The organism is Natronoflexus pectinivorans, from assembly GCF_004345615.1.
Lineage (GTDB): Bacteria > Bacteroidota > Bacteroidia > Bacteroidales > Marinilabiliaceae > Natronoflexus > Natronoflexus pectinivorans.
Window position 1 is genome coordinate 15,702 of record NZ_SLWK01000007.1, and the last position, 26,572, is coordinate 42,273.

Below are 26,572 nucleotides of genomic sequence, written 5' to 3' on the forward strand. Positions count from 1 at the left end.
AGAACCATTTATGGAAAAGAGAATAGTTGAATTGCTAAGGACACGTGCATCTTTAAAACAAGGTGTTTTTGACACTACCCTGGATACATTTAATATACTGAAAGAAGCTCTAAGAGACTTACCATCTCATTATAATTCTCAAATTGCTGAGCAGGATAGTCGATTATTTCTGGAATATGAGGAAGTTGGCAACTTTGTAGCCAAACTAAAAATTGCAGGTGATGTTTTGGTTTTTTTCATGCATACCAATGCTTTTATGTTCGATCGCGATCATAAAGTATGGAACAATGCGTATGTCAAGGAAAATGGAGCTCGATGTTATACTGGCGTCATAAATATCTACAATTTTTTATACGACTCTTTCCGATACAGCCGGATGGAGGATTACGGTTACATGGTGGCGAGGGTTTTTGTAAACCGGGAACGTAGTTTTTTTGTTGAAGGTAAAAGACAACGATCTATGGGATTGAGCAATTTTGGTAAGTCAAAACTTGATAAAGATAACATTCTCAAAATTGTAGAAACGGCCATGCACTATTCCCTTGAATTTGATTTGCTGGTACCCCCATACGAAAATATGAATGTAATTACCATGGCTCAGATGAACGAAGAAATTTTTCAATCGCGACAACGAACCGGTAAGCGATTAGGTTTTATCTTTAAAAGTGATGATGTACAGCAATAAACATACTGTTAGTTATTTATGAATGTAGTAGATAGATTCCTTGAATATGTATCGATAGATACCCGTTCCAATGATCAATTAGAGGAATGTCCCAGCACTTCGGGTCAGATGTTTTTGGCTCGTCTTTTATCTGATGAATTGAAAAGAATCGGGATGCAGGAGGTTGAGTTGGACGATAATGGTTATGTAATGGCCACCTTGCCATCGAATTTCGATGGCAAGGTTCCTGTAATTGGTTTTATTGCGCACATGGACACAAGTCCCGATATGTCGGGTGAAAATGTCAAACCCCGCATAACAAAGAATTATGATGGCGGAGACATCATTCTTGATAAGAAAAATAATATCATTCTTAAACCAGATGACTTCCCGGAGTTAATAAATTACATCGGTCAGGATATCATTACCACCAGCGGAAATACTCTCCTAGGGGCAGATGACAAAGCCGGAATTGCCGAAATTGTAACGGCAATGGAGTTTCTGATTCAAAATCCATCGGTAAAACATGGTGAAATAAGAGTCTGTTTTACACCCGATGAAGAAATTGGACGTGGTGCCAATAAGTTTGATGTTAGAAAGTTCGGAGCCAATTTTGCATATACCATCGATGGAGGTGAAATTGGGGAGTTGGAGTATGAAAATTTTAACGCTGCAGTAGCGCTGATTGAAATTCAGGGAAGGAATGTTCATCCCGGTTATGCCTTCAAGAAAATGGTCAATTCCCTCGAAATTGCTGGTAGGATTGTTTCAACTCTGCCTGTTTCAGAGTCCCCGGCACATACAAAAGATTATGATGGGTTTTACCACGTCATTTCGGTAAATGGCGAGGTAGAGAAAACTGAAATTGAAATTCTCATCAGAGATTTTGATGAGGAAGGATTTAATTCTAGGAAAAAATATCTGGAAAATCTGGTTTCCAAGATAAATGAAGAGATTTCCATTAAACCGGTTAAAATAAAGATTGAGGATCAATATCAAAACATGCGTAAGCAAATTGAGTCGGTGCTGCATGTGGTGGAACTGGCTAAAAAAGCCATGTTGGAGTCCGGTGTTAAGCCAATTATTCGGCCTATCAGAGGCGGCACCGATGGCGCACGACTATCTTATATGGGATTACCAACTCCTAATATTTTTGCAGGAGGCCACAACTTTCATGGTCGTTATGAGTTTATTCCTGTTCAGAGCATGGAAAAGGCTGTAGATGTTATTGTAAAAATTTCTGAACTGGCAATAAATTAAAGAATTATTTCTGTATAAATTTTGTTTATGGATTATCAGGATTAATTAAGCAAAAAAATACTTTTATGCTTGGTTGTGTTTCTTTGATTCTATAAGTTTGCAACTGAAAACATGTTACTTGTTTTCATATTAATGCATTTAGCGAGAATATACTTATAAATTAACTTTTAAATTGTAATCTATGTCAGTATTAGTAGGTAAAAAAGCTCCTGCCTTTTCTGCAAAAGCAGTGATCAACGGCCACGAAATTGTTGATAACTTTTCTTTGGAACAATATGTTGGAAAGAAGTATGTGGTGTTCTTCTTCTATCCAGCGGATTTTACCTTTGTTTGTCCAACAGAAATTATTGCTTTTCAGGAAAAACTTGAAGAATTTGAGAAACGTAATGTAGCTGTGGTTGGAGTTTCAACCGACTCTGAGTTCTCTCACTGGAAATGGTTGCAAACTGAGAAAAAAGAAGGTGGAATTAAAGGTGTTAAGTTTCCCCTTGTTGCAGACAGCAGCATGACAATCTCCGACAATTATGATGTGTTGGCAGGTGAGTATGATTATAACGATGAAGGTGAACTTGAGTTCAAAGGAACACCCATGGCATACCGTGGGTTATTCCTTATTGATAAGGAAGGAGTTGTTCGTCACCAGGTTGTAAACGATATGCCTCTTGGGCGAAGTGTTGACGAAACCTTACGTATGATTGATGCATTGCAGTTTTTTGAAGTAAATGGAGAAGTTTGTCCTGCCGACTGGAGAAGTGGTTCTGAGGGATTAAAAGCTACCCAGGAGGGGATTTCAGAATACCTAAGCAAAAATTAACCGTTAATTACCTGTTTTAATTTTAGCAGGGACAGCAATTAATGCTGTCCCTGTTTTCGTTCTATGCTTTATGGTACTTTTAGTTTTTTAGAGATGATGCGAGCGAACTAATAGCCTCACGCAAATCATCGCCGGCAGGTAGCTGGAAGACTCTTAAATCAAATTCAGGTATCACAGCCAGAACATGGTCAAATATGTCGGCCTGAATCTCTTCGTATTTTGCCCATGCCTTATCTTTGCAGAATACATAAATTTCCAGCGGGATGCCTTTTTCAGAAGGCTGAAGATGTCTTATCAAGAATATCATCTCAGTGTTTAGTTTTGGGTGGCGTACTACATAATTCTCCAAATATTTCCTGAAAACACCAAGGTTTGTCATGTGACGCCCGTTTACCATAACGGTTTCATCTATGTTGTTGGCCTTGTTATACTCCTCAATTTCTTTTTCTCTATTTTCAATGTATTCTTTTAGATGATGAATTTTTTTGTACTTTTCAAGCATCTCCGGTGTGCAAAACTTTACGCTGCGCATATCCAAATTTACCCATCGTTTGATGCGTCGCCCTCCGGACTCCTCCATGCCACGCCAATTTATAAACGGACTTGATACCAACGCGTATGTGGGAATGGTGGTGATGGTTCTGTCCCAATTCTGAACTTTTACGGTGTTGAGAGTAATTTCAATCACATCTCCATCGGCATTGTGTGAAGGCATGGATATCCAATCTCCAACACGCACCATTTTGTTGGCCGATAATTGTATGCCTGCAGTTAATCCCAGAATCGAATCTTTAAAAATCAGCATCAACACGGCAGCCATAGCGCCCATTCCGGCAAAGATGCGGGTCACTTGTACGTCAAATAGATAGGATAAAAGAATGAAAAAACAAATGATGTAAGAGAGCAGATGAATTAACTGCATATAACCACGAATTGGGCGTTCGTGTGCAAAAGCCAAGGTGTTGTATATATCTTCTAATGCATTCAGAGCAGCCTGGATGCTCCAGAATAATACCACAATCATGTATATAATGGCGGAGCTGCTTAAAAATATTTCAACTTTTGGGAAGATTCCAAAGAATGAGTCTGAAAGAACATATATTACCACTGCGGGAGCCAGATGCGATAACCGGTTAAAAACCTTTCTATGAAGAAAGAAATCATCTATTTTACTTTTTGATTTTACAATGATTTTTACAAGGTAAAAAAGTATAATTTTTTTTACGACATAGTAAGCAATGCTACTCAGAATTGCTAACACAATAAAACGGACGCTAAAATCAACCAGCGTAAATGCCTGTTCAGGCATATTCATGTTTTCCATGGTTTGGCGTAACCCTTCCCTTAGCCAATCAGATTGACGTACAATTTGTGAAATAAGATCCTCTGACATATTATTTAAAATTTTATCCGGCCATAAAACTAAGAAAGAATCCTTATCTTGCCAAAGATAAATTTCTTAATACAACAATGATAGAACATAGTTTGAGCAGATATTTAGTTCTTATATGTATCATCACATGTAGCTGCTTGACCAAAGGAGCCGACAAAAAAGGTTTTGATTTTGATACAACACTGCGGGTAGATTTTATTCTGGCAGGAAATCATTCAAATCAAAATGCATATTTGGTTTCATTGTCTCAGTATGATGGTTGGAGTGGAAGTCCCAATCAATTAATTTCGCCATTCGATTTTGGAGAGTATCGTTATATGTTGGTTCACCCGGAAACAGGGGACACTTTATTTCAAAGAGGATTTTCCACATTGTTTGAGGAGTGGAGGACGGTGGAAGAAGCAAAGTATTCACGCAGAGCATTTCAGCAAACTGTTCTCATGCCATTGCCATTGATGAAAATGACTTTGGTTATTGATGGTCGTGAAAGAGATGGGTTTTTCTTCCGTCAATTACTTGAGGAGACGATTGAACCGGAATCTTTATCCATAAAAATATCTCAGCCGGCGGAATTCGAAAAAAGAATTTTACATGGCGATTTTAAAGTTCCGAAAGCCGATTTTTTAATAATGGCAGAAGGTTTCGAGATTGATGAAATGGAGGTTTTTTATCAGTATGCTATGGAATTGACAGAGGCGATTCTGAATGTTGAGCCATTTAAATCGCATCGCGATTTAATGTCTGTTTCAGCGTTGGGAGTTCCTTCAAAGCAATCCGGAGTTAACGATCCTCATCAAAACACCTGGCGAAACAGCGCCATGGGTGCAAGTTTTAACAGCCTGGGAATCGATCGTTATCTTGTGACAGAATCATTCTGGAAAGTTCATGATTATGCGGCGCAAGTTCCACACGACCATCTCATTATTTTAGTTAATGGCAACAAATATGGGGGTGGAGGAATATATAACCATTTTTCGGTGGTTACTTCACACAACAGATTGTCGGCCGAAGTTTTACTTCATGAAATAGGGCATGGTTTCGCGGGACTTGGAGATGAATATTTTGATTCAGACGTTTCGTATACTGATTATATCAATCAGGAGATTGAACCGTGGCAACCCAATCTTACCACATTGATAGATTTTGGTTCTAAATGGCAGCATATACTATCCTCTGACACGCCTGTTCCCACGCCAATTCGTCCTAAATATCGAAACGTTACCGGTGTTTTTGAAGGGGGAGGATATGTGGCCAAAGGAGTTTTTCGGCCTGCCATTAATTGTAGAATGCGAAGCGTTGACGCTTCCGCATTCTGTGAAGTTTGTCACAAGGTAATTCTTCAAAAATTACTGTTCTATTCTCAGTAGTTAGCTAAATTCATAAGATCAGAATAAAAGAAGTACTTTTGCGAATCCCAAATGATGATTTAGCAGAAAGTTTGCCGACGGTTTTAAGTTGGCTATTACAAACATAAAGTTTACAAACTATGATTTATAAAGCATCAGAGTCGCGATATGAGAAGATGCAGTACCGCAGGAGTGGTAAAAGTGGAATTTTACTTCCGGCAATCTCTCTGGGATTGTGGCACAATTTCGGTTCCGTGGATCGTGTAGAGAACATGCGGGAAATGTTGACTTTTGCATTTGATCAAGGCATTACACATTTCGATTTGGCCAACAATTATGGTCCGGAACCCGGGTCAGCCGAAGAAAACTTAGGTAGGTTTATGGCTAAGGAATTTAAGCCTTATCGAGATGAAATGATCATATCTACTAAAGCTGGCTATGGAATGTGGCCGGGTCCATATGGAGAGTGGGGATCGAAAAAGTATCTGGTGGCCAGTCTTGATCAAAGTCTTAAACGAATGGGTCTTGATTACGTGGACATATTTTACAGTCACCGTCCTGATCCTGAGACTCCATTGGAAGAGACCATGGCTGCATTGGACTTAATCGTTCGTCAGGGCAAAGCGCTGTATGTTGGTATTTCCAACTATACAGCTGAACAAACACAGCGTGCAGAATCTATATTACACGAGATGGGTACGCCGTGCCTTATACATCAGCCAAGGTATAGTATCCTCGACAGATGGGCGGAGGATGGATTACTGAATGTGCTGGATAAACGAGGAGTAGGATGCATAGCCTTTTCGCCGCTTGCACAAGGATTACTAACCAGCAGATATCTTGATGAAGTTCCTGCCGATTCCCGCATTGCAAAACCCCACGGGTTTTTACAGAAAGAGGCCCTTACGGAGGATCGTCAATCTGCATTACGCAAATTAAACGAAATAGCTCAAATGCGGGGTCAAACTCTTTCACAAATGGCCATTGCCTGGTTATTGCGCGATACCCGCATAACCTCTGTTTTGTTAGGAGCAAGTTCTGTTAGTCAGTTAAATGAGAACCTTGGAGCTTTGGAAAATTACTCTTTTTCAGCTGAAGAACTTGAATTAATTGACAAAACCTCCAAGCCGGTGATGATGAGGTAGAAACATCAGCATGTTGGAATTTATCTTAGATATTATTTGAAATTAGGTTATGGCAAACATTTTATCAGTTGAGGAAGTAACCCATCATTACGGAGACGTTCGGTTATTCAGTAATGTTACATTTGGGTTGGAAGAGGGAGATAAAGCTGCTCTAATTGCCCGAAACGGAACCGGTAAAACTACATTGCTAAATGTTCTTTGGGGCGATTTAATTCCGGATAGCGGTTCTGTCACCATCAGGAATGGCATAAAAACCGGTTATCTCACGCAGGATCCTGTTTTTGATGAAGCCCATACCGTTTTAGAGGCCATATTTGATAGTGATAATGAGGTGATTCAGTTGGTTCGTCAGTATGAAAGAGCCATTGAGAACAACGATGAGGCTGAGATTTCCAGACTGGTGGCTTTAATGGATGCCAAAGATGCATGGGATTATGAATCGAGGGTTAAACAAATTCTGACTAAACTTAAAATCTCCAAACTTAATCAACCCGTAAGAGAGCTTTCGGGTGGACAGGTGAAACGTATTGCATTGGCGGCTGTTCTGGTTACAGAACCCGATTTTTTAATTCTTGATGAGCCCACCAACCATCTTGATTTGGACATGGTTCAATGGTTGGAAGATTACCTGAGTAGAAACAGGGCCACATTACTGATGGTAACTCACGACCGCTACTTTCTCGACCGGGTTTGCAACACCATTTTAGAAATTGATAGAGAGCAACTTTTCAGGTATCAGGGGAACTACTCTTATTTTCTGGAGAAGCGTAAGGAGCGGATTTTGTTGAAGCAACAGGAGGTAGAAAAAGCCAAAAACCTGTTGCGCAAAGAGCAGGACTGGATGAACCGCATGCCCCAGGCTCGTGCCACCAAGGCAAAATACCGGATAGATGCATTTTATGAATTAAAGGATGTTGCCGGACAAAAAACCGATGAGCAGAGAATACAATTAAATATTCCCACTTCGCGTTTGGGCTCTAAGGTGCTAAACCTTTTTGAAGTAGGGAAATCATTTAATGGTCATGATTTCATAAAGGATTTCTCCTATAAATTTGTCAAGGGAGACCGAATTGGCATCATTGGAAAAAACGGAACCGGTAAAAGTACTTTCTTAAATCTGGTAACCGGAAATTTGCAGCCGGACAGCGGACAGGTTGAATTGGGCGAAACTTTGGTATTTGGATACTACAGGCAGGAAGGCATTCAACTTGAAGAAGATAAAAAGGTAATTGAGGTCATTTCCGATATCGCAGACATCATACAAACCGACTCCGGTAAAACATTGGATGCAGCCCAGTTCTTGCGTCAGTTTATGTTTCCAAACGAAATGCACCATGTATTGGTAAACAAACTCAGTGGTGGCGAGAAAAAGCGTCTGTATTTGATGACGGTTCTTATGCGTCATCCAAACTTCCTGATTTTGGATGAGCCTACCAACGATTTGGATATTTTCACATTGACTTTGCTAGAGGAGTATTTGAATGAATTTGGAGGATGTGTTCTGGTGGTTTCTCACGACCGGTACTTTCTTGATAACGTAGTTGACCAGCTGTTTGTGTTTGATGGAAACGGTTTGATAAAACCGTTTCCGGGAAATTATTCCCGATATCTGGAGCATATTAAGATGGAGGAGTCTGAAATCAATCGCAAAAAATCCTCTCAATCAGCACCTAAACCACGTGAACAAAAAGAAAAACCCCGAAAATTATCATTTAAGGAGAAGCAGGAGTTTCAGCAATTAGAATTAAAAATTTCTGAACTGGAGAATGAAAAGGCTGATTTGGAGGGGAAATTAAATTCAGGAAAGTTGTCGCCTGATGAGTTAATAGAGGCATCAAATAGAATTGGAGAACTGCTTGAAGAGCTGGATTTGGCTGAAATGCGCTGGCTCGAACTGAGTGAAATCAATGATCAGTAGGCAACGTTGCTCCGGTGCCTTTGCTGAAAAAATCTTTTACTACAGGGATGTCAGACTTTAGTGCATCTTGCGGTGTGCCTTTGAAAGTTATAACACCATCATCAAGAAATATAATCTTATCGGCAATGCGTAAAATGCTGGAAACTTCGTGAGTGACCATCACCACTGTAATTCCTAACAGATTTCTTAAGTTCAGTATGAGTTGATCAAGTGAAGCCAGAGAAACGGGATCCAATCCTGCTCCCGGCTCATCACAGAATAGCAACGGAGGATCCATGATGATGGCACGTGCAAGTGCGGCACGTTTCAACATACCGCCACTCAGTTGCGACGGGAAAAGTTGGTAAGCATCGCCCAGATTTACCAGTTCAAGTTTTGTTCTGACAATGTTTTCAATTATATCGGGAGGGAGGGAGGTGTGTTGTTCCAACGCTAATGCTACGTTTTCTCCAACAGTTAATGAATTTAACAGAGCCCCATTCTGATAAAAAACTCCAAGTTTCATGAAAAACACCAATTGTTCAGATTCATTCAGGTCGGCAATGTCTTTGTCAAAAATGCGGATGGTGTTGTATGGAACATCATAAAGCCTAAGCATGTGGCGAAAAATGGTGCTTTTTCCGCTTCCGCTGCCACCAAGAATCACAGCAATTTCCCTCTCGTTTATTGTGAAGGAAACATTTTTCAGCACTTGCCTGTCATCGAAAGAAGCTGATAGGCTCTTAACTTCTATCATTGTATTGCTTGCCATTCGCTATGTTTAATAGTTCGTTAATCTTTTTATGTGTATAAAAGTTGTTTGTATTTGTAAGTATCTCAAGATTAAAAGTATAATTGAATTTGAAATCTAAGATTCTTATAGTCTAACGATCTCTTCTCTTATCTGTAAAAAATCAATCCCATGATTAAGTCAGCCACAATAACTAAAGATATAGCTGCCACCACCGATTTGGTTGTGGACTTCCCAACTCCTTCAGCTCCTTTTTCAACGCGTAAACCGAAATAGCAGCCGGTAATTACTATCAGATTGATGTAAACGATGCTTTTAATTATGCTTGTGATAATGTCTTTTTGATATAAAACCCCACTCATACGGTTTATGAATATTTCCGGAGTGATATCCAGATAAATGTATGAGGCCAATGCACCGCCTGCAATTCCTGCCACGTTTGCAAGCATGGTTAAAAAAGGCATTGTAATAATGCCTCCGTATATCTTAGGAATGACTACATATCGCAAGGGGTTTAACCCCATGGTTTTCAGTGCATCTATTTCGGATGTGACTTTCATGGTAGCAATTTCGGCAGCAATGGCTGACCCGCTGCGTCCGGCCACAAGAATGGCCGTTATCAATGGCCCCATTTGAGCCATCATGGATATCACAATTAAATCAACGATAAAAATGTTGGCTCCGTAGTTTCTCAGCTGAGTTGCAGATTGTACAGAAATAACCATGCCGATAATGAATGTCAAAACCAACACGATGGGTAGGGCATTTACCCCAATATTTACCGCCTGATTGACGAATTCACCTTTGCGCCGTTGTTTCCTGTTAAATATGTCAGCAATAGTCCAGTAGGAGATGTCCGCAATTAAATATAAAAAAGATAGTGCATGCTCTTTAAAAACTTTGTAAAGCAGATCCCCGATTTTTAAGAGAAAACCATTTTTTTGAGAGCTTTTATGTGTTTCAAAATCAGGCGGTTTAAAAAGTTCTAATTTCTCCTTAATGGTCTCGCTTTCTGCGGTAAATGATGTTGTTATGCCTTTTTTGTTGAGAATTCTCACCGTATTATATATGGCTGCAACACCTGCACTGTCAATTGATTCAAGTTGATTACAATCAATGGTTATATTCCTCTCTTTAATATTTGGCAGGAATTTGCGAAGCCTGTTAGAGTAGTCACCGGCATTTGAAAAACCAAGCTGGTTTTTCAAATAAAGCACTCCTCCCTGATAGCTGTAGTTATTGTAATCAAAAACTTTTAAAGGCTTCATCATATATTAAATTAAATCCCTTGCCACCCTTCACATTTCCACCTCTTACCCTTCACCCTCTTACCTTTTTACCTTTCATTTTCAAAATGATCTTTAATGAGGTTTGAGAATTGTGAAAGTTCTTCAAATAGTAGTTCACTGATGGTTTCGGCCAACAGGTTTAGATTTCGTTTTTCAAGTTCTTTTTTTCGCACAGCACTGTGCGAAAAAATAATCTGGTCTGCTCGTATGTCTAACAAGGCCAATTCAATATTGAGGTGTGCATAAAAAGTTCGGCCATCCTGTATCACTTCAAGGTTATTAATGTTGGTTTGTATTTGATATGTAGGAATAACCTGCCAAAACCTTGTAGCAACTCTTTTAAAGATGTTGCTGTCAGAAAAAAAGTCTATTATCATGTGAGTAATGGCTTCGGATGGTCGAACGGCCCATTCATGATTCTCAAAATAGCGAATTTGGTGTGATTGGTTCCTCAGTGCAATATCTCGTGTGGCATAGGCCGGTGAAATCCTTATTTCCGCAATTTCACACCAGGCGTCAATCAACGGTAAAGAGTCCGAAATGATTTCAGCGCGATGTGTTGGTGTCAATTCTATCAGGTAGTAGTTTTTTACGACAGTTTTTTTACTTCCACATGAAGAAAGTATTAAGGACATCAGTAGCAATATTAAAATTTTCGACTTCATAAGAGTTGTTGCTTAGATTAATTTCTTTTGATGATAGATTAAAATCATAGATAATCAATCTCTTAAAAGATCATCCGGTGAATCTTTGGTTCGTGATCCGCGAATGAGTAGTGAAGGATCGCGGTTAATTTTTCTGGATGCTTCGTCAAGGTTTCTTAAAGTTGATTTCAACAATGATTGAGATTCAACCAAATATTGGCTTCCCCGGTTGATGTCATCATCTACCTTGATGAGAAGTTGTTGGGTGTGTTGAGCCAGAATTGCCAAATCTTCAATCAGTTGCTTTATGTTCGATTCATTGATGGTATGAGTTATCTCACGCAGGTTTCCTATTATTTGGCTGATTGAGTCTCCGGTAGCGTAAGCATTAATCTGTTCAACTGTGCTTTGAATAAGATTGGTTGATGCAATAAGGTTTTCGGTAACCAGATTGGCTGCATGGACGGTTGATCTGATGTTGGCTCTGTTTTCCCGAATGATGGTATCAAGAGATAGGATGGTTCGGTCGGTATTGTTCGCCAATCGTGTGTAATCATCAACCATCCCCGTTATTTTATCGATGTTATGTTGACTTGTGAGTCTCAACAGATTGTTGAGAACTTGTTCTGCTTTTTCTGCAATGACTTCTGCTTTCCCGGTTATTTCGTCAGCCAGTGAAGTTCCGGGCTCAATAAATCCACCCGGTTTTAAAAAAGCAGATTCATTGGTGCCTCCACGAATTTCTATCGATTTGAGGCCGGTTATACCCATCGTTACAATATCAGCCTTTGAGTCTTCTTTAACAGGTGTTCCCGGTTTTAGAGACAGCTCAACAATGATGCTGGTTATATCTTCGGGATTAATTTGTATATCGGAAATTGAGCCAACACGAATTCCGAGATATCGAACCGGACTGCCCACTTCCATGCCACTGACTGATATTTCCTGAAAAGAAATGAAATAGGTATCCTTTCTCTCAAGTAGTTGACGTGCAGTGAAAAACACCATCAAAATAATGATGATGGCAGCACCGGTTGCCACAAAAATCCCGAGTCTTATTTTTTGCGCACGATTCTTCATCCCGCTTTGTTTTAGAACTTATTTGATGTGTTAAATTACATATTTTATATAAGATCTACAATACAATTGGCTTTAGAGCCAATTGAATTCGACGTAGTAACAATATATGATTGATATTTAGATTGTTTTGTTGAAAAAAAAGATTTAAATAGATGTGTTTAATGTTAAAAATCATTAAGTTTGCAAGGTAATTAATTCATTACCCTACCATGAATTTCATTAGAGTTTTTCTTTTTTATTTAATTATCGCTCAATTTTGCAATATCAGCAATGTTGCTGCCGAAATGATCCCGGATAGGATAAGGGTTGCTGTATATAGTAATTATCCATTCGTTTTTGTTAATGATTCGGGAATTGCAAATGGCTTGTACATTGATATAATTGAGCAAACCGCTAAAAAAAACAATTGGAAACTGGAATATATTCCAACTACATTACGCGAAGCATTAAGCTTGTTAAATAATAGTAGGATTGATATCATTCCTGCCATTGGCTATTCAGAGCTTCGAGATTCATTGTTTTATCTCAATAATGAGTTGGTTTTTCTTAATTGGGGAACTGTTTATACCACTCGAGGTCAAAACATAAAATCGGTTATTGATTTGGAAGGCAAGATTGTTGGAGTTCAATATGCAGATTTACATGCTGTTGAGTTTCAACAGATGATCAGCGATTTCAGAGTTGAGTGCCGACTCAGATGGTATACATCCTATAACGATATGCAACGGGCTTTATCTGTTGGCCAAATTGATGCTGCCTTATTTAACCGAGCATATGGTGAAAGAAGTAAGTATTTATTGAGATTGGAATCAACTCCCATTATTTTGAATCCGGTAGAGATGAAGTTTGCCGGAAACCATTCTGGTCAGCATCTGCTTGCAGCAATAGATGATCAGATTCGATTGTTAAAAACCGATAAGACATCCGAATTTCAGGCATTACTGGATCAATGGACAACTCCGGGTCCTGACTTTTCAGTATTTCGGAAATGGATATATATTTTCATCGTATTTATTTTGGTGATTTTGGTTTCGTTTCTGATTTTATTGACTGTGTTTTTAAAATCCCGATTTGAAGAGAAGTCTGCTCTACTTGAGAAAGAAAGAGCTTCCCGGCAAGACATTGAGCGACGTATGGAAATTTCAGAGAAGGAGAAGTCAATGATCTTAAACAGTGTGAGTGATCTGGTGCTCTTTTTATCTCCCGAAAACCGGGTGTTATGGGCCAACAATCATTTCTTTAAAACTTTTAATAAGCGCGTGGAGGATGTAAAAGGCAAAGCTTTTAATGAGATAGTACCCATAGATGTTTCACAATTTACTAATGAACCCTCAGAAGATGGAAAGTTGAAAACAAGATATCATGAATATTTCTTGCCCGATGATCACAGAGTGTTTAAAGCAACAGTAAACCCTGTGTTTAATGAAAATGAGCAATTTGAAGGTTATGTAAAAACACTAACTGATGTCACACTTCAAAAGCATATTGAAAATGAACTGCTAAAAGCAAAAGAAGATGCAGAAGAGGCTGATAAACTTAAAAGTGCTTTTTTGGCCAATATGAGCCATGAAATTAGAACCCCAATGAATGCCATTATTGGATTTACAGAATTGCTTGAACTTGATGATTCGTCAAACGACGAGAAGAAGGATTATCTAAAAATAATCCGTTCGAATGGTCATCATTTGATGATGTTGATTTCTGATATTTTGGTTTTCTCTCAAATTGAAACAGGTCAATTGCAAATAGTCCGTAGTGCTATTGATGTAAAATCACTTCTCAATGAAATATATAGCCAGTTCTCTGAAGAGATGAGAAGGAGCGACAAAATGGTCGAATTTAAGCTTGATGTGGAAATATTTAATAGTGGAGAGATGTTCACCGATCCGATACGCTTGCGTCAGGTTTTATACAATCTTATTAATAATGCCATAAAGTTTACCTCAAAGGGTTCAATTGTTTTGGGATGCAGAGCCGGAAAAGAAAACTTTATGTTTTATGTAAAAGATACTGGTACAGGTATTCCAAAATCAAAACAACAGGTTGTTTTTAAGAGGTTTGAACAGGTGCATGGCAGTAATGGAAAGAAGTATACCGGTACAGGCTTGGGCTTAGCTATTTGCAGGGAATTGGTCTATCTTATGGGAGGCCGAATCTGGCTTAAATCAAGGGAAGGGGAAGGCAGTACTTTCTATTTTGAGTTGCCGGGATAAAATATGTGAGAATTGTCATTTTTTTTAGAAATGATTTGTACCGTGAAAATTTTATACTTAATTTTGTGCTGTTGATGTAACAGAATCTGATTATCATGAAGCGATACACATCCTATTTTTATTATTTCTTTTTCTTCTTTTTTTGGTTCTACGGCCAAAAGAGGTGGGTTTTGTGTTTCCCTGAACAAGAAATGAAATAGGAATCCAGGATATTTAAAATCCCGCCTCTTTAACAAGAAGGCGGGATTTTTATTTAGTGAAGGTTTAAAATCGAATTTATCAAGAGAAAATGCTCTTTGGGGCATATTCAAAATAAAAAATAGAAATGGAAAAATATAAAGTGGCCATTCAGGGATGGCAGGGAGCAAACCATGATATTGCGGCCAGGGCTTATTTCAATGGGGGAGAGGTTGAAATTGAACCTTGTCTGACCTTTTATGAATTATTCGATAAGGTTGGAAAAGATCAAAACGGATTACTTGGAATGGTTGCCATTGAGAATACACTGGTTGGAAGTTTACTTTCGAACTACACTTTACTGAAGAATTCCGGTCTCTCGGTACTTGGTGAGCACAAGCTTAGAATTCGACATCAGTTGATGACGCTTCCGGGGCAAACCATAGCCGACATCAAGGAGGTTCACTCGCATCCCATGGCCTTGGCTCAGTGTGAGCAGTTTTTCAGGGAGTACCCGCATATACGGCTTATTGAATCTGAAGATACAGCTTTAAGTGCAAAGCTTATTCAAGAAGGAAAAATAAAGGGTGTTGCGGCCATTGCTTCTTCTCTTGCTGCTAAACTTTATAACCTGGAAATTATTGCAAAGGATATTGAAACCAATAAGCATAATTATACCCGGTTTTTAGTGGTAGGCAAACCTAATAAGGCTGAATTCAGCAAAATGCTGGAGCAAAATTTAGTAAATAAATCGTCAATTGTATTTTCTGTGCCTCACGAGGAAGGTAGTTTGTCAAAGGTGTTAACCATCCTGGCTTTTTACAGAATTAATCTCTCCAAGATTCAGTCCTTGCCAATTGTAGGGCAAGAGTGGCAATATCTTATGTACATTGATATCGATTTTAATGATTATCAACGTTATTTACAATCACTTGATGCCATACGTCCTCTCTGTGAGCAGCTGAGTGTGCTAGGTGAGTATCGTGCCGCAGACACTCTTTATGTTACCAATGGAGACGCAGTGGTGAAAAAAGCAGATGCCGAAAACTAACCAGATAACAAATATTTACAGAATGATTGAACCAGCAAAGCGGATTGGAACCGTACAAGAATATTACTTTTCTGTTAAACTTAAGCAGATAGAACAAATGCGGCAGGCAGGAATCGATGTGATCAATCTTGGAATTGGAAACCCGGATCAGGCTCCTGCGGACTCAGTTCTCGATAAGTTGCATGAATCTGCACAGGTACCCGGTAATCATGGTTATCAGAGTTATGTTGGAATTCCGGCTTTGCGGAATGGCTTCTCAGAATTATATAAAAAGTATTATAACGTTGATCTGGATGCCAATACTGAAATTTTACCTATGATGGGCTCCAAGGAGGCCATCATGCATATTTCAATGGCATTTCTAAATCCCGGTGATGGTGTTTTGCTGCCCAACCCGGGGTATCCAACTTATTCGGCTGTTGCTAATCTGGTAGGAGCAGAGGCTCATTTTTATGATCTGAAAGATGAAAATGGATGGCAACCTGATTTGGCAGAACTGGAAAAGAAGGATCTTTCAGGGGTAAAGCTGATGTGGGTGAATTATCCAAATATGCCAACAGGAACTGCGGCGAATCCTGATGTTATGAAATCTTTAATTGATTTTGGAAAGCGTCATAACATTGTTATTTGTAACGATAATCCATATAGTTTTATTCTAAATCCAAAACCTTCCAGTATCCTTTCTGTTGAAGGAGCAAAGGATATTGCCATAGAACTAAACTCGCTTAGCAAGTCACATAATATGGCCGGATGGCGCATTGGAATGGTGGGAACCAATTCACAGTTTATCAACTACATTCTGAGGGTAAAAAGCAACATGGATTCCGGAATGTTTCGGCCACTTCAGGAGGCAGCATCAGTGGCTCTTGCGCTGGATGACGAATGGTACCGCAAGATTAATAGAGTTTACGAAAAACGCAGAACTCTGGTGTGGGAAATCATGGATACCCTTGGAAGTTCATACGATAAGAATCAGGTAGGTATGTTTATTTGGGCTAAAGTGCCTTCAACTGTTGAAAATGGGCAGGCTGTTAGCGATGAGGTTTTGGACAAAGCTCACGTATTTATTACTCCGGGATTTATTTTTGGTAGTAATGGAGAAAAATACATCAGAATTTCATTATGTACGCCTGAAGACAAATTAAAAGAAGCAATTAATAGAATTAAGAATATACAAATTTAATAAGCCATGTCAAAACTTAATATTGAAGCGATTAAATTTCCGGGATTGGAGTTGAAACGTCCGGTTATTATTTCCGGCCCTTGTAGTGCCGAAACCGAAGAGCAGGTGTTGGCCACCGCTAAAGAACTTGCCGCTATTGGAGTTAAAATTTTTCGCGCAGGTATCTGGAAGCCGCGCACCCGTCCAGGCGCTTTTGAGGGGGTAGGGTCTCTTGGTTTACCCTGGTTAAAGCGTGTCAAGGAAGAAACCGGAATGTTTATTGGTGTTGAGGTTGCTACATCGCATCATGTTTACGAAGCACTAAAATTTGGAGTTGACATGGTTTGGGTTGGGGCTCGTACGTCGGCAAATCCATTTGCAGTGCAGGAGGTTGCTGATGCATTAAAGGGCGTTAACATTCCTGTTTTTGTGAAGAATCCGGTTAACCCCGATTTGGATCTCTGGATTGGCGCACTAGAACGAATTAATGGTGCCGGAATTACTCAATTGGGAGCCATTCATCGTGGTTTCAGCACCTATGATAAATCTGAATTCCGCAACCATCCTCAGTGGCAAATTCCTATTGAATTGCATCGTCGAATTCCTGAATTGCCAATTATTACTGATCCAAGTCACATCGGCGGTACACGTGACCTGATTGCCGATATCTCTCAGGAGGCTATGGACTTAAACTTCGATGGGCTGATTATTGAAGCTCATAATTGTCCTGAAAAAGCCTGGAGCGACGCTTCACAGCAAGTTACACCCGCTCGCCTTAAAGAAATCCTTGACAATCTTGTGTTGCGTCGTCCTAAAATTGGAGATACTCCACGTAACGCACTGGATGAACTAAGAAAAAAGATTGACGAACTTGATAATCAATTATTGGATGTGCTGAATGAGCGTATGAAGATTTCTGAAGCCATTGGTCAATATAAATATGAGAATAACATAACCATTCTTCAGACTCGTAGGTATGATGAAATTATGAAGGATAGAGTTGGAAGAGCTGCAAGTCGTGGATTGGATGCTGAGTTTGCTACCAAAATATTTGAATCCATTCACGAGGAATCCATCTCATGTCAGAGTGCCATCATGAATCGTGAGTTAAAACGTAAAGAAGGTAAATAGATGAAGATATGTGTGCTTGGTGCCGGCAAAATGGGCACATGGTTGACCGATGCGTTGTGCCTTCAACATGAAGTAGCCATTTATGATGTTGATAAAGAGCGTCTGAGGTATGTTTTCAACACTCAGAGATTAACAACTTTGGAGGAGATTCGGGATTTTGCTCCCGAACTCCTTATCAATAGTGTGAATCTAAAATATACCATCAAGGCTTTTGAAGAGGTGCTTCCTTATTTGCCTGATGGATGTATTTTAAGTGATATTGCATCGGTGAAAACCGGGTTTCAGGAGTTTTATAAACAAACCGGTCGCCGGTTTGTCTCTACTCACCCTATGTTTGGACCAACTTTTGCTAATTTAAAGGATCTAAGCGCTCATCATGCCATCATTATCACAGAATCAGACCACATGGGTAAGGCTTTTTTTAAGGATTTCTTTGGCTCATTGGGGTTGAACATTCATCAGTATTCATTTGATGAACACGATGAAACCATCGCTTATTCGCTTTCGATTCCATTCTCCTCAACATTGGTTTTTGCTGCGTGCATGAAAAAACAGGATGCTCCCGGAACTACGTTCCGTAAGCATATGGACATTGCAAAAGGTTTGTTGTCGGAAGACGATTATCTGTTAACCGAAATTCTTTTTAACCCATACACCATTAGTCAGGTGGAGCAAATCAGAAAGGAACTTAAAGAGTTGCTCGAACTTATCGGGAAACGCGATTCTGAAGGAATGCAGAAGTTTCTTGGAAAAGTCCGAAAGAATTTGGAGTGATTCATAACAATATTCAAAAAGCGCTTGGATTAAAAATCCAAGCGCTTTTTGATTTAAATCAGTTGACTTTAAAGAACCTCTTTTAGAGCTTTCAATGCTTTTTCGTAATCAGGTTCTTGTGTTACCTCAGGAACATATTCCACATATCTTATTTTATCTTCTTTATCAATAATGATTGTTCCTCTGGAGAGCAGTCTCAATTCTTCAATCACAAAGCCATATTTAAGGCCAAAATCAAGGTTTTTATGATCAGATAGAGTCACAATGCTGTTTAATCCTTCGGCTGCACAAAACCTGCTTTGCGCAAAAGGTAGGTCCACCGAAATTGAAAGCACCGCCACATCCTTTAATTTGTCTGCTTCCTGATTAAATCTTCTGTTCTGAGCCTGACAAATTCCTGTATCAATTGAGGGGTAAACCGCTATGACTTTCACTTTCCCTTTATAGCTTTCCAATGAAACAGGCTCCAAGCCTGATGAGAGCACTGTAAAATCAGGCGCTTTTTCACCTTGGCTCACCTCTTTGCCAACTAGGGTAACCGGGTTCCCTTTAAATGTCACTTTTGTTTTATTCTTTTCCATATTTAAAATATTAGGGTGTTTCTTATAGCAGATAAACAGATGTACTGTCAATTTGTTTGGATTTATTTAAAATTCCTTCAATAAACAAGGTATTCTGTTTATGGTCATAAATGCCTTTAGTTTCTGTCTGGTGTTTTTGAAATTAGAGGGGGATGTGATAATAAAATATTAACAATTGATCGGTTTGGGGTTAAAATTAATTCATGTTATAGGAAATTTACCAAAATTCTGTTGGCAAGCCCTAAAATAAAGAGGGGATGGGTTAAAGATTGGTAAGAAATTATAAATCGGTAATCAAATACTTGATACGCGTGTTATAATATCATTAGATTTGCACATATAATTACTAATTGTTATTCGTTTTGTATTATTAATTTTAAATTGAAAATCATGAAGAGATTTTTTAGATTGAAAAGTTTGTTGCTGGTAGCAACATTTTTCGCAGTAACCTTGGCAGTGGCAGCCGAAAGCAGAATTTCTGTTACTCCTTACCCAAGATCCAGTTTTGTGTTAGTTTCAGCTATCCCTTCAGATGCAGGGTTTTACTCGGTAGTAATTCAAGACCGTTCAGGCAATGTGGTTTTTGTAAGCAATCGTTTTGAGAGCGGAGACAGTTTCTCTCGTCTGTTTGACTTCTCAAAGCTTGCTGATGGCGACTACAGAGCTCGCCTAAGAAACCGAAATGGGATCGATTCGGAGACTATGTTTAGTTTAAGAGCAGGTCGTCTGTTAGAACAAGCGCCAACTGCTGTTAGAGATTCTGAATCTTTAGCTAAAATATGGACTGCTTCCGACTATCTGTTTGTTAGTCATTTAAACAAAGAGATGAAGCCTACGGCAATCAGATTAGCTGATTCCAAAGGGAATATCATTTATTCCGGTGAATTGCCATCAGAATTGACTTATTCAGGCAGATACAACATCTCAGCACTGCCCGTTGGAGACTATTCAGTAAGTTTAATTTCAGGTAATACCGTTTATAACTATGGATTCAGAAAGTGATCAGATTATTTATCATCAGCTATTTAGAAAAGTGTATCTTTAATCAATGAGGATACACTTTTTTTTATGCATGAATAGCGTTTTCTATGATCTCTGTAAAAACCTCCTTTATATCTAATTTTGCTGCTTCAATTTGCTGCGGAATAAAGCTGGTAGGTGTCATTCCCGGTGTGGTATTTACTTCCAGTAAATAGTGTTTTTCGCCTTCAATGATGTAATCAATTCTGACAATTCCTTTACAACTAAGCAGCTCATATGTCGTTTGGGTGGTTTTCTTGATGGCCTCTGTAAGCTCATCTGAAATGCGAGCCGGCGTAATTTCAGTAACTTTTTCGGGAGTGTATTTGGCTTCGAAATCAAAGAACTCGTTTTTGCTGATGACTTCTGTGATAGGTAGAATGACGGTTCTTTCTTTTGTTTTATATAACCCGCAGGTGACTTCAACTCCTTCAATGAATTGCTCAATAATTACCTCATCACTTTCCTTAAAGGCTTTTTCTATGGCCTGATTCAGGTTATCCATCTCCTTTACTTTTGATATCCCAAAACTAGAGCCTCCAGCATTGGGCTTAACAAAACAGGGGAAACCACAGGTTTTTCCTATTTTATTTAAGTCGTAGGGTTTGTCTTTTCGAACCAGAACCGAAGTAGCTACTCTTATTCCAAAATTCTTAAGATAGTTATTGCACATGTATTTATTAAAGGTGAGAGCAGCAGTCAGAACGTCACAGGTAGAGTGCGGAACATTCATTAGTTTCAGGTATCCCTGAAGGAGTCCATCTTCTCCCGGTGTTCCATGAATGGTGATGTATGCAAAGTCAAATTTGATGTGCTGGTCATTAAGGATTATAGAAAAATCGCTTTTGTTTACTGCTATTTCGTCGTTGTTTAGAACAACGACCCATTTTTCAGGAGTTATTAGCAGGGGAAATAGATTGTATTTTTGAGTATCAATGAACGAGAGTATGCCTTCTGCACTTCTTTTGCTTACAACCTCCTCTGAGGAAAATCCTCCATAAACAACGGCGATGTTTCGTTTTTCCATAAGTGATTAAGTTATTGCGGTCTGGATGCGATATAGTTTTTCCACTTCTCAATTACGGTAGTCATATCTTCTGGCAGTTCGGAATTGAATTCGATGTATTTACCGGTTTTTGGATGCTCAAAACCAAGTGTCTTGGCATGTAGCGCCTGCCTTGGCAAGATCGAAAAACAATTCTCAACAAATTGTTTATACTTGGTAAAAGTGGTGCCTTTTAATATCTGGTTTCCACCATATCTTTCATCATTAAACAGAGGATGCCCAATGTATTTGAAATGTGCACGTATTTGATGTGTTCTTCCGGTTTCCAGCCGGCACTCAACGAGGCTAACGTAACCAAGTTTTTCCAGAACAGTGTAGTGGGTTACCGCAGGCTTGCCGTACTCTCCCTCAGAAAATACAGTCATTTGTTTCCTGTCTTTCAAGCTTCTTCCTATGTGACCTGTTATGGTGTCTTCTTCAGGCTCGGGAGCCCCCCACACAATGGCCTGATAAGTCCTGGTGCTGGTTTTTTCGAAAAACTGAGAAGCAAGGTGCATTTTGGCCTCTTCTGTTTTGGCTATTACTAATAATCCGGAGGTGTCTTTATCTATTCTGTGAACCAATCCCGGTCTGGGATCGTCCGAGTTAAACCAGGGTTGATCTTTAAAGTGCCAGGCCAGTGCATTTACCAGTGTACCGGTGTAGTTTCCATAGCCGGGGTGTACCACCATGCCGGGATCCTTATTAATTATGACGAGGGTGTCATCTTCAAAAACAATGTTAAGCGGAATATCCTGTGGGATGATCTCAATTTCCCTAGGGGGATAAGACATCACAACAGAAACAACATCGTTTGGTTTTACTTTGTAATTGGCTTTAACGGGTTGGTTGTTGACGCGAATACAACCTGCCTGGGCTGCCTCCTGGATTTTGCTTCGTGAGGCATTTTCAATACGATTAACCAAAAATTTGTCTATGCGCAGAGCACTTTGACCACTATCAGCAGTAAAACTATGGTGCTCATAAAATTGCCCGCTTTCACCATCGGTGGTTTCTTCCGAATAGTTTTCGTCCTCAAGCTCTTCAAACTCTTCCTGATAATCCTGCATTGGTGGTTGTGATTGTTGTTAAAAGAATTCGTCCCCAAAATCATCTGTAATCTCTTGTTCAGGGAGATCTTCAGGCTCATCAGGTTTTAGCAGATCTTCGTCTATGGACAGCCAGATATCGATGGATGCACCCAGATTTAGCTGGAACCCTCTTTGTGCAGGTGGGTTTTGTCGCCAAACAAATGCGTTTAACGAATCTGTCGCAGTAGCTACAGTGTCTGCATAAATGGTTGCTCCAATATTTAACGAAACACTTCGAGCTACTCTTCTAGCTTCTTCAAGAGTCATTCCAATCATATCGGGCACAGCTGTGGTTTCACTGCTAAGTCCACGGCCTATAAGCAAATCTATTTTAGAGCCTCTCGGCACCAACGTTCCGGGTTCAACCGGTTTCCCTTCCTTGTGCTGCCCTAATACAAGATTGGTGTATTCTGAAGGGATGTAAATTAGTTCACCTGTTTCGAGGCCAAAGGACTCAAGTATCACCTTGGCGTTTCTTAAACTATAGTCCATCAGGCTTGGAACAGCTACTTGTTCTTCTGTCCAGGCGTTAATGGTAAAAAAGATCCTTCGGTTCTTTTTTACTTTTTGGCCGGCACCCGGTACTTGCTCAATAACAACGCCTTTAGGCATGTTGTCAATGTGCACTGAATCAATTATCGTGTATCTGAGATTTCTGGAATTAATCAGGTGCTGTAGCTGTTGTTCTGTTAGCCCTGTAAAATCTGGTACAGGAGCCCCTTGTCCGTGAAGGGTGTAGATTTTAAGGAAAAAAAAGATCGAAATCAGAAGCACGACAGCGGATCCGGCCAGAATTCCGATGTGCTTCCAAAGTGTTTTTTCAAGTAAGATTTTCCAGCGAGACATCTCTATTCTTTTTTTATTCGATCTCAAAAATAATATAAAATATTCAAATATAGCGGGTCGGTGATCATAAACAAAAAAAGACCCGAATTACGGGTCTTTTTTATTCTATAGCGTAGCCCCTTTGATTAGGCTTTGTGCTTTCTTTCGTCAGATACAGTTAGTTTTTTTCTGCCTTTGGCACGTCTGGATGCCAAAACACGACGACCATTTGCGGTTGCCATCCGGCTTCTGAAACCATGCTTGTTTCTTCTTTTCCGGTTCGAAGGTTGAAATGTCCTTTTCATTTTAGTTTCGTTTTATCTTTTTATAAATGCCTTGTATTCATTTCGGACTGCAAAAATAGATGTTTTTTTTATCAAACCAAAGAAATGACGTTTATTTTTTATTCCTTTTTCTAAATGCACATGGCTTGATCCCCGGCTTTTTGATTGATGATCATTTTTGAGTGGTCATTGTTTCATACAGGTAAACAAGTGCCTTTATGCGTATAAATTGTAATTGTTTCTGAAAACTAAACCTTTGTGTTGATTGTGCGTATACACTTGCAGTAACTAGTGAGTCTGCAGAATGAAAAGTGCGTTGAATAGATTTTTTATCGGGGTCATTATTCTTCTTCTGGGAACTGCTCAGGTTAATTCTCAGATAATTATAAGAGATCCACATCATGCAACCTTCCGTAGAGCCATGAATGCCTCGGATGTAGGTGATTTTTCCAGGGCGATTGAATTGTTTCAAAGCATACTGGTTGAGTCGCCTCAACATATTGATGCCCTCACTCAGCTAGGGATGAGCTATATGTTTTCTCATCAAAATCTTGACTCTGCCATTGTTTTGTTCGATAAGGTGCTAGAGATCATCCCGGAGGATGATGCTTTTAATGAGTTTGGGATATACATACAACACGCCAAAAGCCGGGCTTATCGTTTAATGAATCAGCCCTCCTTTGCCATACCTATATTGGAGCAATTGAGAGATTCAGTTCAGGATACTGAACTGAAGGATGATTTTTCATTGGAACTGAAACAGGCCAGGCACGCAGCAATTCTGGTACAAAATCCTGTCCCTTTAAAAATCACGAGTATAGGAGATGTGATTAACTCAGAGTTTGATGATCACAGTCCTCTGGTATGTTTAACCGGGAATCGTGTATTTTTTACTTCTCGCAGGCCAGTACCTCGTGAAAGAGCATTTCAGGATGGGCAATATGCCGAGAAGATATTTGTTTCTGAGTATAAGGATGGTCAATGGCAAGAGCCAAACCTGGTTCGGGAGCTTTATTCCCGGCATGAGCACATCTCAATACTTTCTCTTTCTCCTGACGGGACAAAACTTTTTCTGTTTATGAACGACCGGTATCCCGGACGCAATATATATGTCAGTAATTTGGTTAACGGACTATGGCAGGAGCCTGAGATGTTGCCAGCACCCATCAATTCAGAGTGGGACGAAACTCATGCAAGTCTTTCGCCGGATCAGAGTACGCTCTTCTTTACCAGTAACCGTCCCGGTGGATATGGCGGCTTGGACATCTACAAAGTAAGAATGAATGAAAAGGGGGACTGGGGGGAGCCGGTAAACCTTGGGCCAAACATCAACACTGAATTTGATGAAGAGACTCCAAAGATGCATCCTGATGGATTGACTCTCTATTTTTCATCTGAAGGACATAACTCCATTGGAGGTTTTGATGTGTTCTATACTCAAAAATTGCCGGATGGCAGTTGGGCGGGTGCTGTAAATATGGGCGTTCCTGTAAACAGCGCAGACGATGATTACTTTTTTGTGCCTACCCTCGATAAAAGTCAGGCCTATTTTGCCTCTTACCGTTTTTCCGGAAAGAAGGCCCGTTCAGATATTTATCGTGTAAGCTTTGATGAGCAACGAAAAGGTTCATTAGCAGTGGTTGAGGGGTATGTTTCAGATGATTCCGGGAAATCCGGATTGCCGATAAGAATATTGGTGTGGCGTGACGACGATAGCAAGATGGTAGGAGATTATCGGCCTAACCGGCAGACCGGAAGATATTTACTTTTTCTTGAAGCAGGTGAGTCTTATCGCATAGAGGAGGTCATTTTGGATGAGGTTGTTAAATCCAGAGCAGTTTACATTCCTGAAGAATTGACTTATGAGAGGGAGCAAAATGTTGTCTTGCTTCAGGAATTGTCTATGGAGTCTCCTCTTAAACGTGAAATTGAAAGGTTTGAGGAACAGGAACCTATTTTTCCTCATTTCTATATGACAGAAATTATAGATGAACCCCGGTCTGAACTTTATACAGTTCAGATATTAGCTCTTTTGCGCAATCCGAACCCGGCAGATAGTTTCTTTTCAGGATTGGACAAACAAAACATCAGAGCTTATAAAGGGAAAGATGGATTTATCCGGTTTGTTGCCGGTGAATTTTCCAGCGAAGAGGATGCCGAGGAATTTCTTGAGAACATTCGTAGGTCAGGAAAGTACCACGATGCATGGATAAGAGAGTTGCCTGAGCTGAAAGCAGGGTCTGAAGAGGAATGGATGGTGATGTTGGATTAAACGGTTAAAGCGAAAGGTGAACCAGTTTTTTGGTTTCAAAGAAAGACTCCTTGAAGTATTGATTAAGATTTATTACCGAGGCTCTTTTGCCAAATGGCTTGACCTCCGAATGAATCTCGCCTCCTTTCAAATAAAGGATTCCATTGGAGATGGCATTCTTTTGGTTTTGAGAAATCAGGTGCTTGGTCAACTTTACAAAATCAGGCAATGTGGTTACTGCTCTGCTTACAATAAAATCATATTTCCCCGAGTGTTGTTCTGATCGCGACTGTAGCCCTTCTGCGTTAATTAGCCCCAACGATTTTATCACTTCATTAACCACCTTAATTTTTTTTCCAATAGAGTCAACCAACACGAATTTGCAATCGGGAAACATGATTGATAGTGGAATGCCCGGAAACCCTCCACCTGTTCCAATATCAATGATTTGGCTTCCTGGTGAAAAGCTGATGAATTTTGCGATGGCAAGCGAATGAAGCACGTGGTGTTCATAAAATTCATCCATATCCTTTCTTGAGATCACGTTGATTTTGCTGTTCCAGTCATCATACAATGATTTTAACTGATCAAATTTTTCTTTCTGTGCGTCCGTTAAAATGGAGAAGTATTGATAAACAGGATTTGTCATTCTGCGTTAAAATCGTGTAAATTGTCGACTAGATG

The 26,572-nt window shown here is 39.6% G+C and carries 24 protein-coding genes; 13 read left to right on the plus strand and 11 right to left on the minus strand.

Features of this window, described 5'->3' with window-relative positions; all coding sequences use genetic code 11:
- Positions 1 to 10: 10 nt before the first annotated feature.
- From EV194_RS10320 to EV194_RS10330, 3 genes are all read left to right on the plus strand, one after another.
- The gene (locus EV194_RS10320; protein WP_132433965.1) at positions 11 to 685 is read left to right on the plus strand and encodes a hypothetical protein; all 675 of its coding nucleotides are present in this window, start codon (positions 11 to 13) and stop codon (positions 683 to 685) included.
- A gap of 18 nt (positions 686 to 703) precedes the next feature.
- A complete protein-coding gene (gene pepT, locus EV194_RS10325) occupies positions 704 to 1,924 on the plus strand; it encodes a peptidase T (RefSeq protein ID WP_132433966.1) in 1,221 nt (406 codons plus the stop codon).
- Positions 1,925 to 2,105: 181 nt separating this feature from the next.
- Positions 2,106 to 2,738 carry a peroxiredoxin gene (locus EV194_RS10330; RefSeq protein ID WP_132433967.1) on the plus strand — a complete coding sequence of 211 codons (633 nt, stop codon included), beginning with the start codon at positions 2,106 to 2,108 and terminating at the stop codon, positions 2,736 to 2,738.
- Between the two features lie 79 nt (positions 2,739 to 2,817).
- Here the strand turns inward: EV194_RS10330 and EV194_RS10335 are convergent, their stop codons facing one another.
- Entirely contained in the window at positions 2,818 to 4,131 is a 1,314-nt protein-coding gene (locus EV194_RS10335) for a mechanosensitive ion channel family protein (protein WP_243699387.1), read from the minus strand.
- A 137-nt stretch (positions 4,132 to 4,268) separates the two neighbouring features.
- Here EV194_RS10335 and EV194_RS10340 point away from each other — a divergent pair, with 137 nt between their 5' ends.
- From EV194_RS10340 to EV194_RS10350, 3 genes are all read left to right on the plus strand, one after another.
- Positions 4,269 to 5,498: a M64 family metallopeptidase gene (locus EV194_RS10340; RefSeq protein ID WP_165921857.1), complete on the plus strand. Its 1,230-nt coding sequence runs from the start codon at positions 4,269 to 4,271 to the stop codon at positions 5,496 to 5,498.
- A gap of 119 nt (positions 5,499 to 5,617) precedes the next feature.
- Positions 5,618 to 6,622: an L-glyceraldehyde 3-phosphate reductase gene (gene mgrA, locus EV194_RS10345; RefSeq protein WP_132433969.1), complete on the plus strand. Its 1,005-nt coding sequence runs from the start codon at positions 5,618 to 5,620 to the stop codon at positions 6,620 to 6,622.
- 49 nt (positions 6,623 to 6,671) lie between these two features.
- Positions 6,672 to 8,540, plus strand: coding sequence for an ABC-F family ATP-binding cassette domain-containing protein (locus tag EV194_RS10350; RefSeq protein ID WP_132433970.1), 1,869 nt, complete (start codon positions 6,672 to 6,674; stop codon positions 8,538 to 8,540).
- On the opposite strand, the gene EV194_RS10355 is transcribed toward EV194_RS10350, so the two are convergent.
- From EV194_RS10355 to EV194_RS10370, 4 genes are all read right to left on the minus strand, one after another.
- Positions 8,527 to 9,291 (minus strand): ABC transporter ATP-binding protein, encoded by a 765-nt coding sequence (locus tag EV194_RS10355; protein WP_132433971.1) that lies wholly within the window; start codon positions 9,289 to 9,291, stop codon positions 8,527 to 8,529. The two genes, EV194_RS10350 and EV194_RS10355, sit on opposite strands and share 14 nt — an antisense overlap.
- 128 nt (positions 9,292 to 9,419) lie before the next feature.
- A complete protein-coding gene (locus EV194_RS10360; RefSeq protein WP_132433972.1) occupies positions 9,420 to 10,538 on the minus strand; it encodes an ABC transporter permease in 1,119 nt (372 codons plus the stop codon).
- A gap of 68 nt (positions 10,539 to 10,606) precedes the next feature.
- On the minus strand, positions 10,607 to 11,194 hold the full coding sequence (locus EV194_RS10365) for an ABC-type transport auxiliary lipoprotein family protein (RefSeq protein WP_165921858.1): 588 nt from the start codon (positions 11,192 to 11,194) through the stop codon (positions 10,607 to 10,609).
- 84 nt (positions 11,195 to 11,278) lie between these two features.
- Positions 11,279 to 12,283, minus strand: a complete 1,005-nt coding sequence (locus EV194_RS10370) for an MlaD family protein (protein WP_132433974.1) — start codon at positions 12,281 to 12,283, stop codon at positions 11,279 to 11,281.
- A 209-nt stretch (positions 12,284 to 12,492) separates the two neighbouring features.
- Between EV194_RS10370 and EV194_RS10375 the strand changes: the two genes are divergently transcribed.
- The 5 genes from EV194_RS10375 to EV194_RS10395 all read left to right on the plus strand — a co-directional run bounded on the left by EV194_RS10375 (position 12,493) and on the right by EV194_RS10395 (position 18,791).
- The gene (locus EV194_RS10375) at positions 12,493 to 14,496 is read left to right on the plus strand and encodes an ATP-binding protein (protein WP_132433975.1); all 2,004 of its coding nucleotides are present in this window, start codon (positions 12,493 to 12,495) and stop codon (positions 14,494 to 14,496) included.
- Between the two features lie 325 nt (positions 14,497 to 14,821).
- Positions 14,822 to 15,724: a prephenate dehydratase gene (locus EV194_RS10380; protein ID WP_132433976.1), complete on the plus strand. Its 903-nt coding sequence runs from the start codon at positions 14,822 to 14,824 to the stop codon at positions 15,722 to 15,724.
- Positions 15,725 to 15,746: 22 nt separating this feature from the next.
- A complete protein-coding gene (locus EV194_RS10385) occupies positions 15,747 to 16,907 on the plus strand; it encodes a pyridoxal phosphate-dependent aminotransferase (RefSeq protein ID WP_132433977.1) in 1,161 nt (386 codons plus the stop codon).
- Between the two features lie 6 nt (positions 16,908 to 16,913).
- Positions 16,914 to 18,017, plus strand: coding sequence for a bifunctional 3-deoxy-7-phosphoheptulonate synthase/chorismate mutase type II (locus tag EV194_RS10390; protein WP_132433978.1), 1,104 nt, complete (start codon positions 16,914 to 16,916; stop codon positions 18,015 to 18,017).
- Positions 18,018 to 18,791: a prephenate dehydrogenase gene (locus tag EV194_RS10395; RefSeq protein WP_132433979.1), complete on the plus strand. Its 774-nt coding sequence runs from the start codon at positions 18,018 to 18,020 to the stop codon at positions 18,789 to 18,791. It abuts the gene before it with no gap.
- A 68-nt stretch (positions 18,792 to 18,859) separates the two neighbouring features.
- Here EV194_RS10395 and tpx read toward each other — a convergent pair whose 3' ends face one another.
- Positions 18,860 to 19,372: a thiol peroxidase gene (gene tpx / locus EV194_RS10400; RefSeq protein ID WP_132433980.1), complete on the minus strand. Its 513-nt coding sequence runs from the start codon at positions 19,370 to 19,372 to the stop codon at positions 18,860 to 18,862.
- A 390-nt stretch (positions 19,373 to 19,762) separates the two neighbouring features.
- Between tpx and EV194_RS10405 the strand changes: the two genes are divergently transcribed.
- Positions 19,763 to 20,374, plus strand: coding sequence for a hypothetical protein (locus EV194_RS10405; RefSeq protein ID WP_132433981.1), 612 nt, complete (start codon positions 19,763 to 19,765; stop codon positions 20,372 to 20,374).
- 64 nt (positions 20,375 to 20,438) lie between these two features.
- Here the strand turns inward: EV194_RS10405 and EV194_RS10410 are convergent, their stop codons facing one another.
- The 4 genes from EV194_RS10410 to rpmH form a co-directional block, all read right to left on the minus strand.
- Positions 20,439 to 21,419: a D-alanine--D-alanine ligase gene (locus EV194_RS10410; RefSeq protein ID WP_132433982.1), complete on the minus strand. Its 981-nt coding sequence runs from the start codon at positions 21,417 to 21,419 to the stop codon at positions 20,439 to 20,441.
- An 11-nt stretch (positions 21,420 to 21,430) separates the two neighbouring features.
- Positions 21,431 to 22,507: an RluA family pseudouridine synthase gene (locus tag EV194_RS10415; protein ID WP_132433983.1), complete on the minus strand. Its 1,077-nt coding sequence runs from the start codon at positions 22,505 to 22,507 to the stop codon at positions 21,431 to 21,433.
- Positions 22,508 to 22,525: 18 nt separating this feature from the next.
- Positions 22,526 to 23,374, minus strand: coding sequence for a PASTA domain-containing protein (locus EV194_RS10420; RefSeq protein WP_132433984.1), 849 nt, complete (start codon positions 23,372 to 23,374; stop codon positions 22,526 to 22,528).
- A 125-nt stretch (positions 23,375 to 23,499) separates the two neighbouring features.
- Positions 23,500 to 23,658, minus strand: a complete 159-nt coding sequence (gene rpmH / locus EV194_RS10425) for a 50S ribosomal protein L34 (RefSeq protein ID WP_079558007.1) — start codon at positions 23,656 to 23,658, stop codon at positions 23,500 to 23,502.
- Between the two features lie 295 nt (positions 23,659 to 23,953).
- Here rpmH and EV194_RS10430 point away from each other — a divergent pair, with 295 nt between their 5' ends.
- Entirely contained in the window at positions 23,954 to 25,909 is a 1,956-nt protein-coding gene (locus EV194_RS10430; protein WP_165921860.1) for an SPOR domain-containing protein, read from the plus strand.
- 4 nt (positions 25,910 to 25,913) lie between these two features.
- Here EV194_RS10430 and rsmG read toward each other — a convergent pair whose 3' ends face one another.
- Positions 25,914 to 26,537 (minus strand): 16S rRNA (guanine(527)-N(7))-methyltransferase RsmG, encoded by a 624-nt coding sequence (rsmG, locus tag EV194_RS10435; protein ID WP_132433986.1) that lies wholly within the window; start codon positions 26,535 to 26,537, stop codon positions 25,914 to 25,916.
- Positions 26,538 to 26,572: the final 35 nt, after the last annotated feature.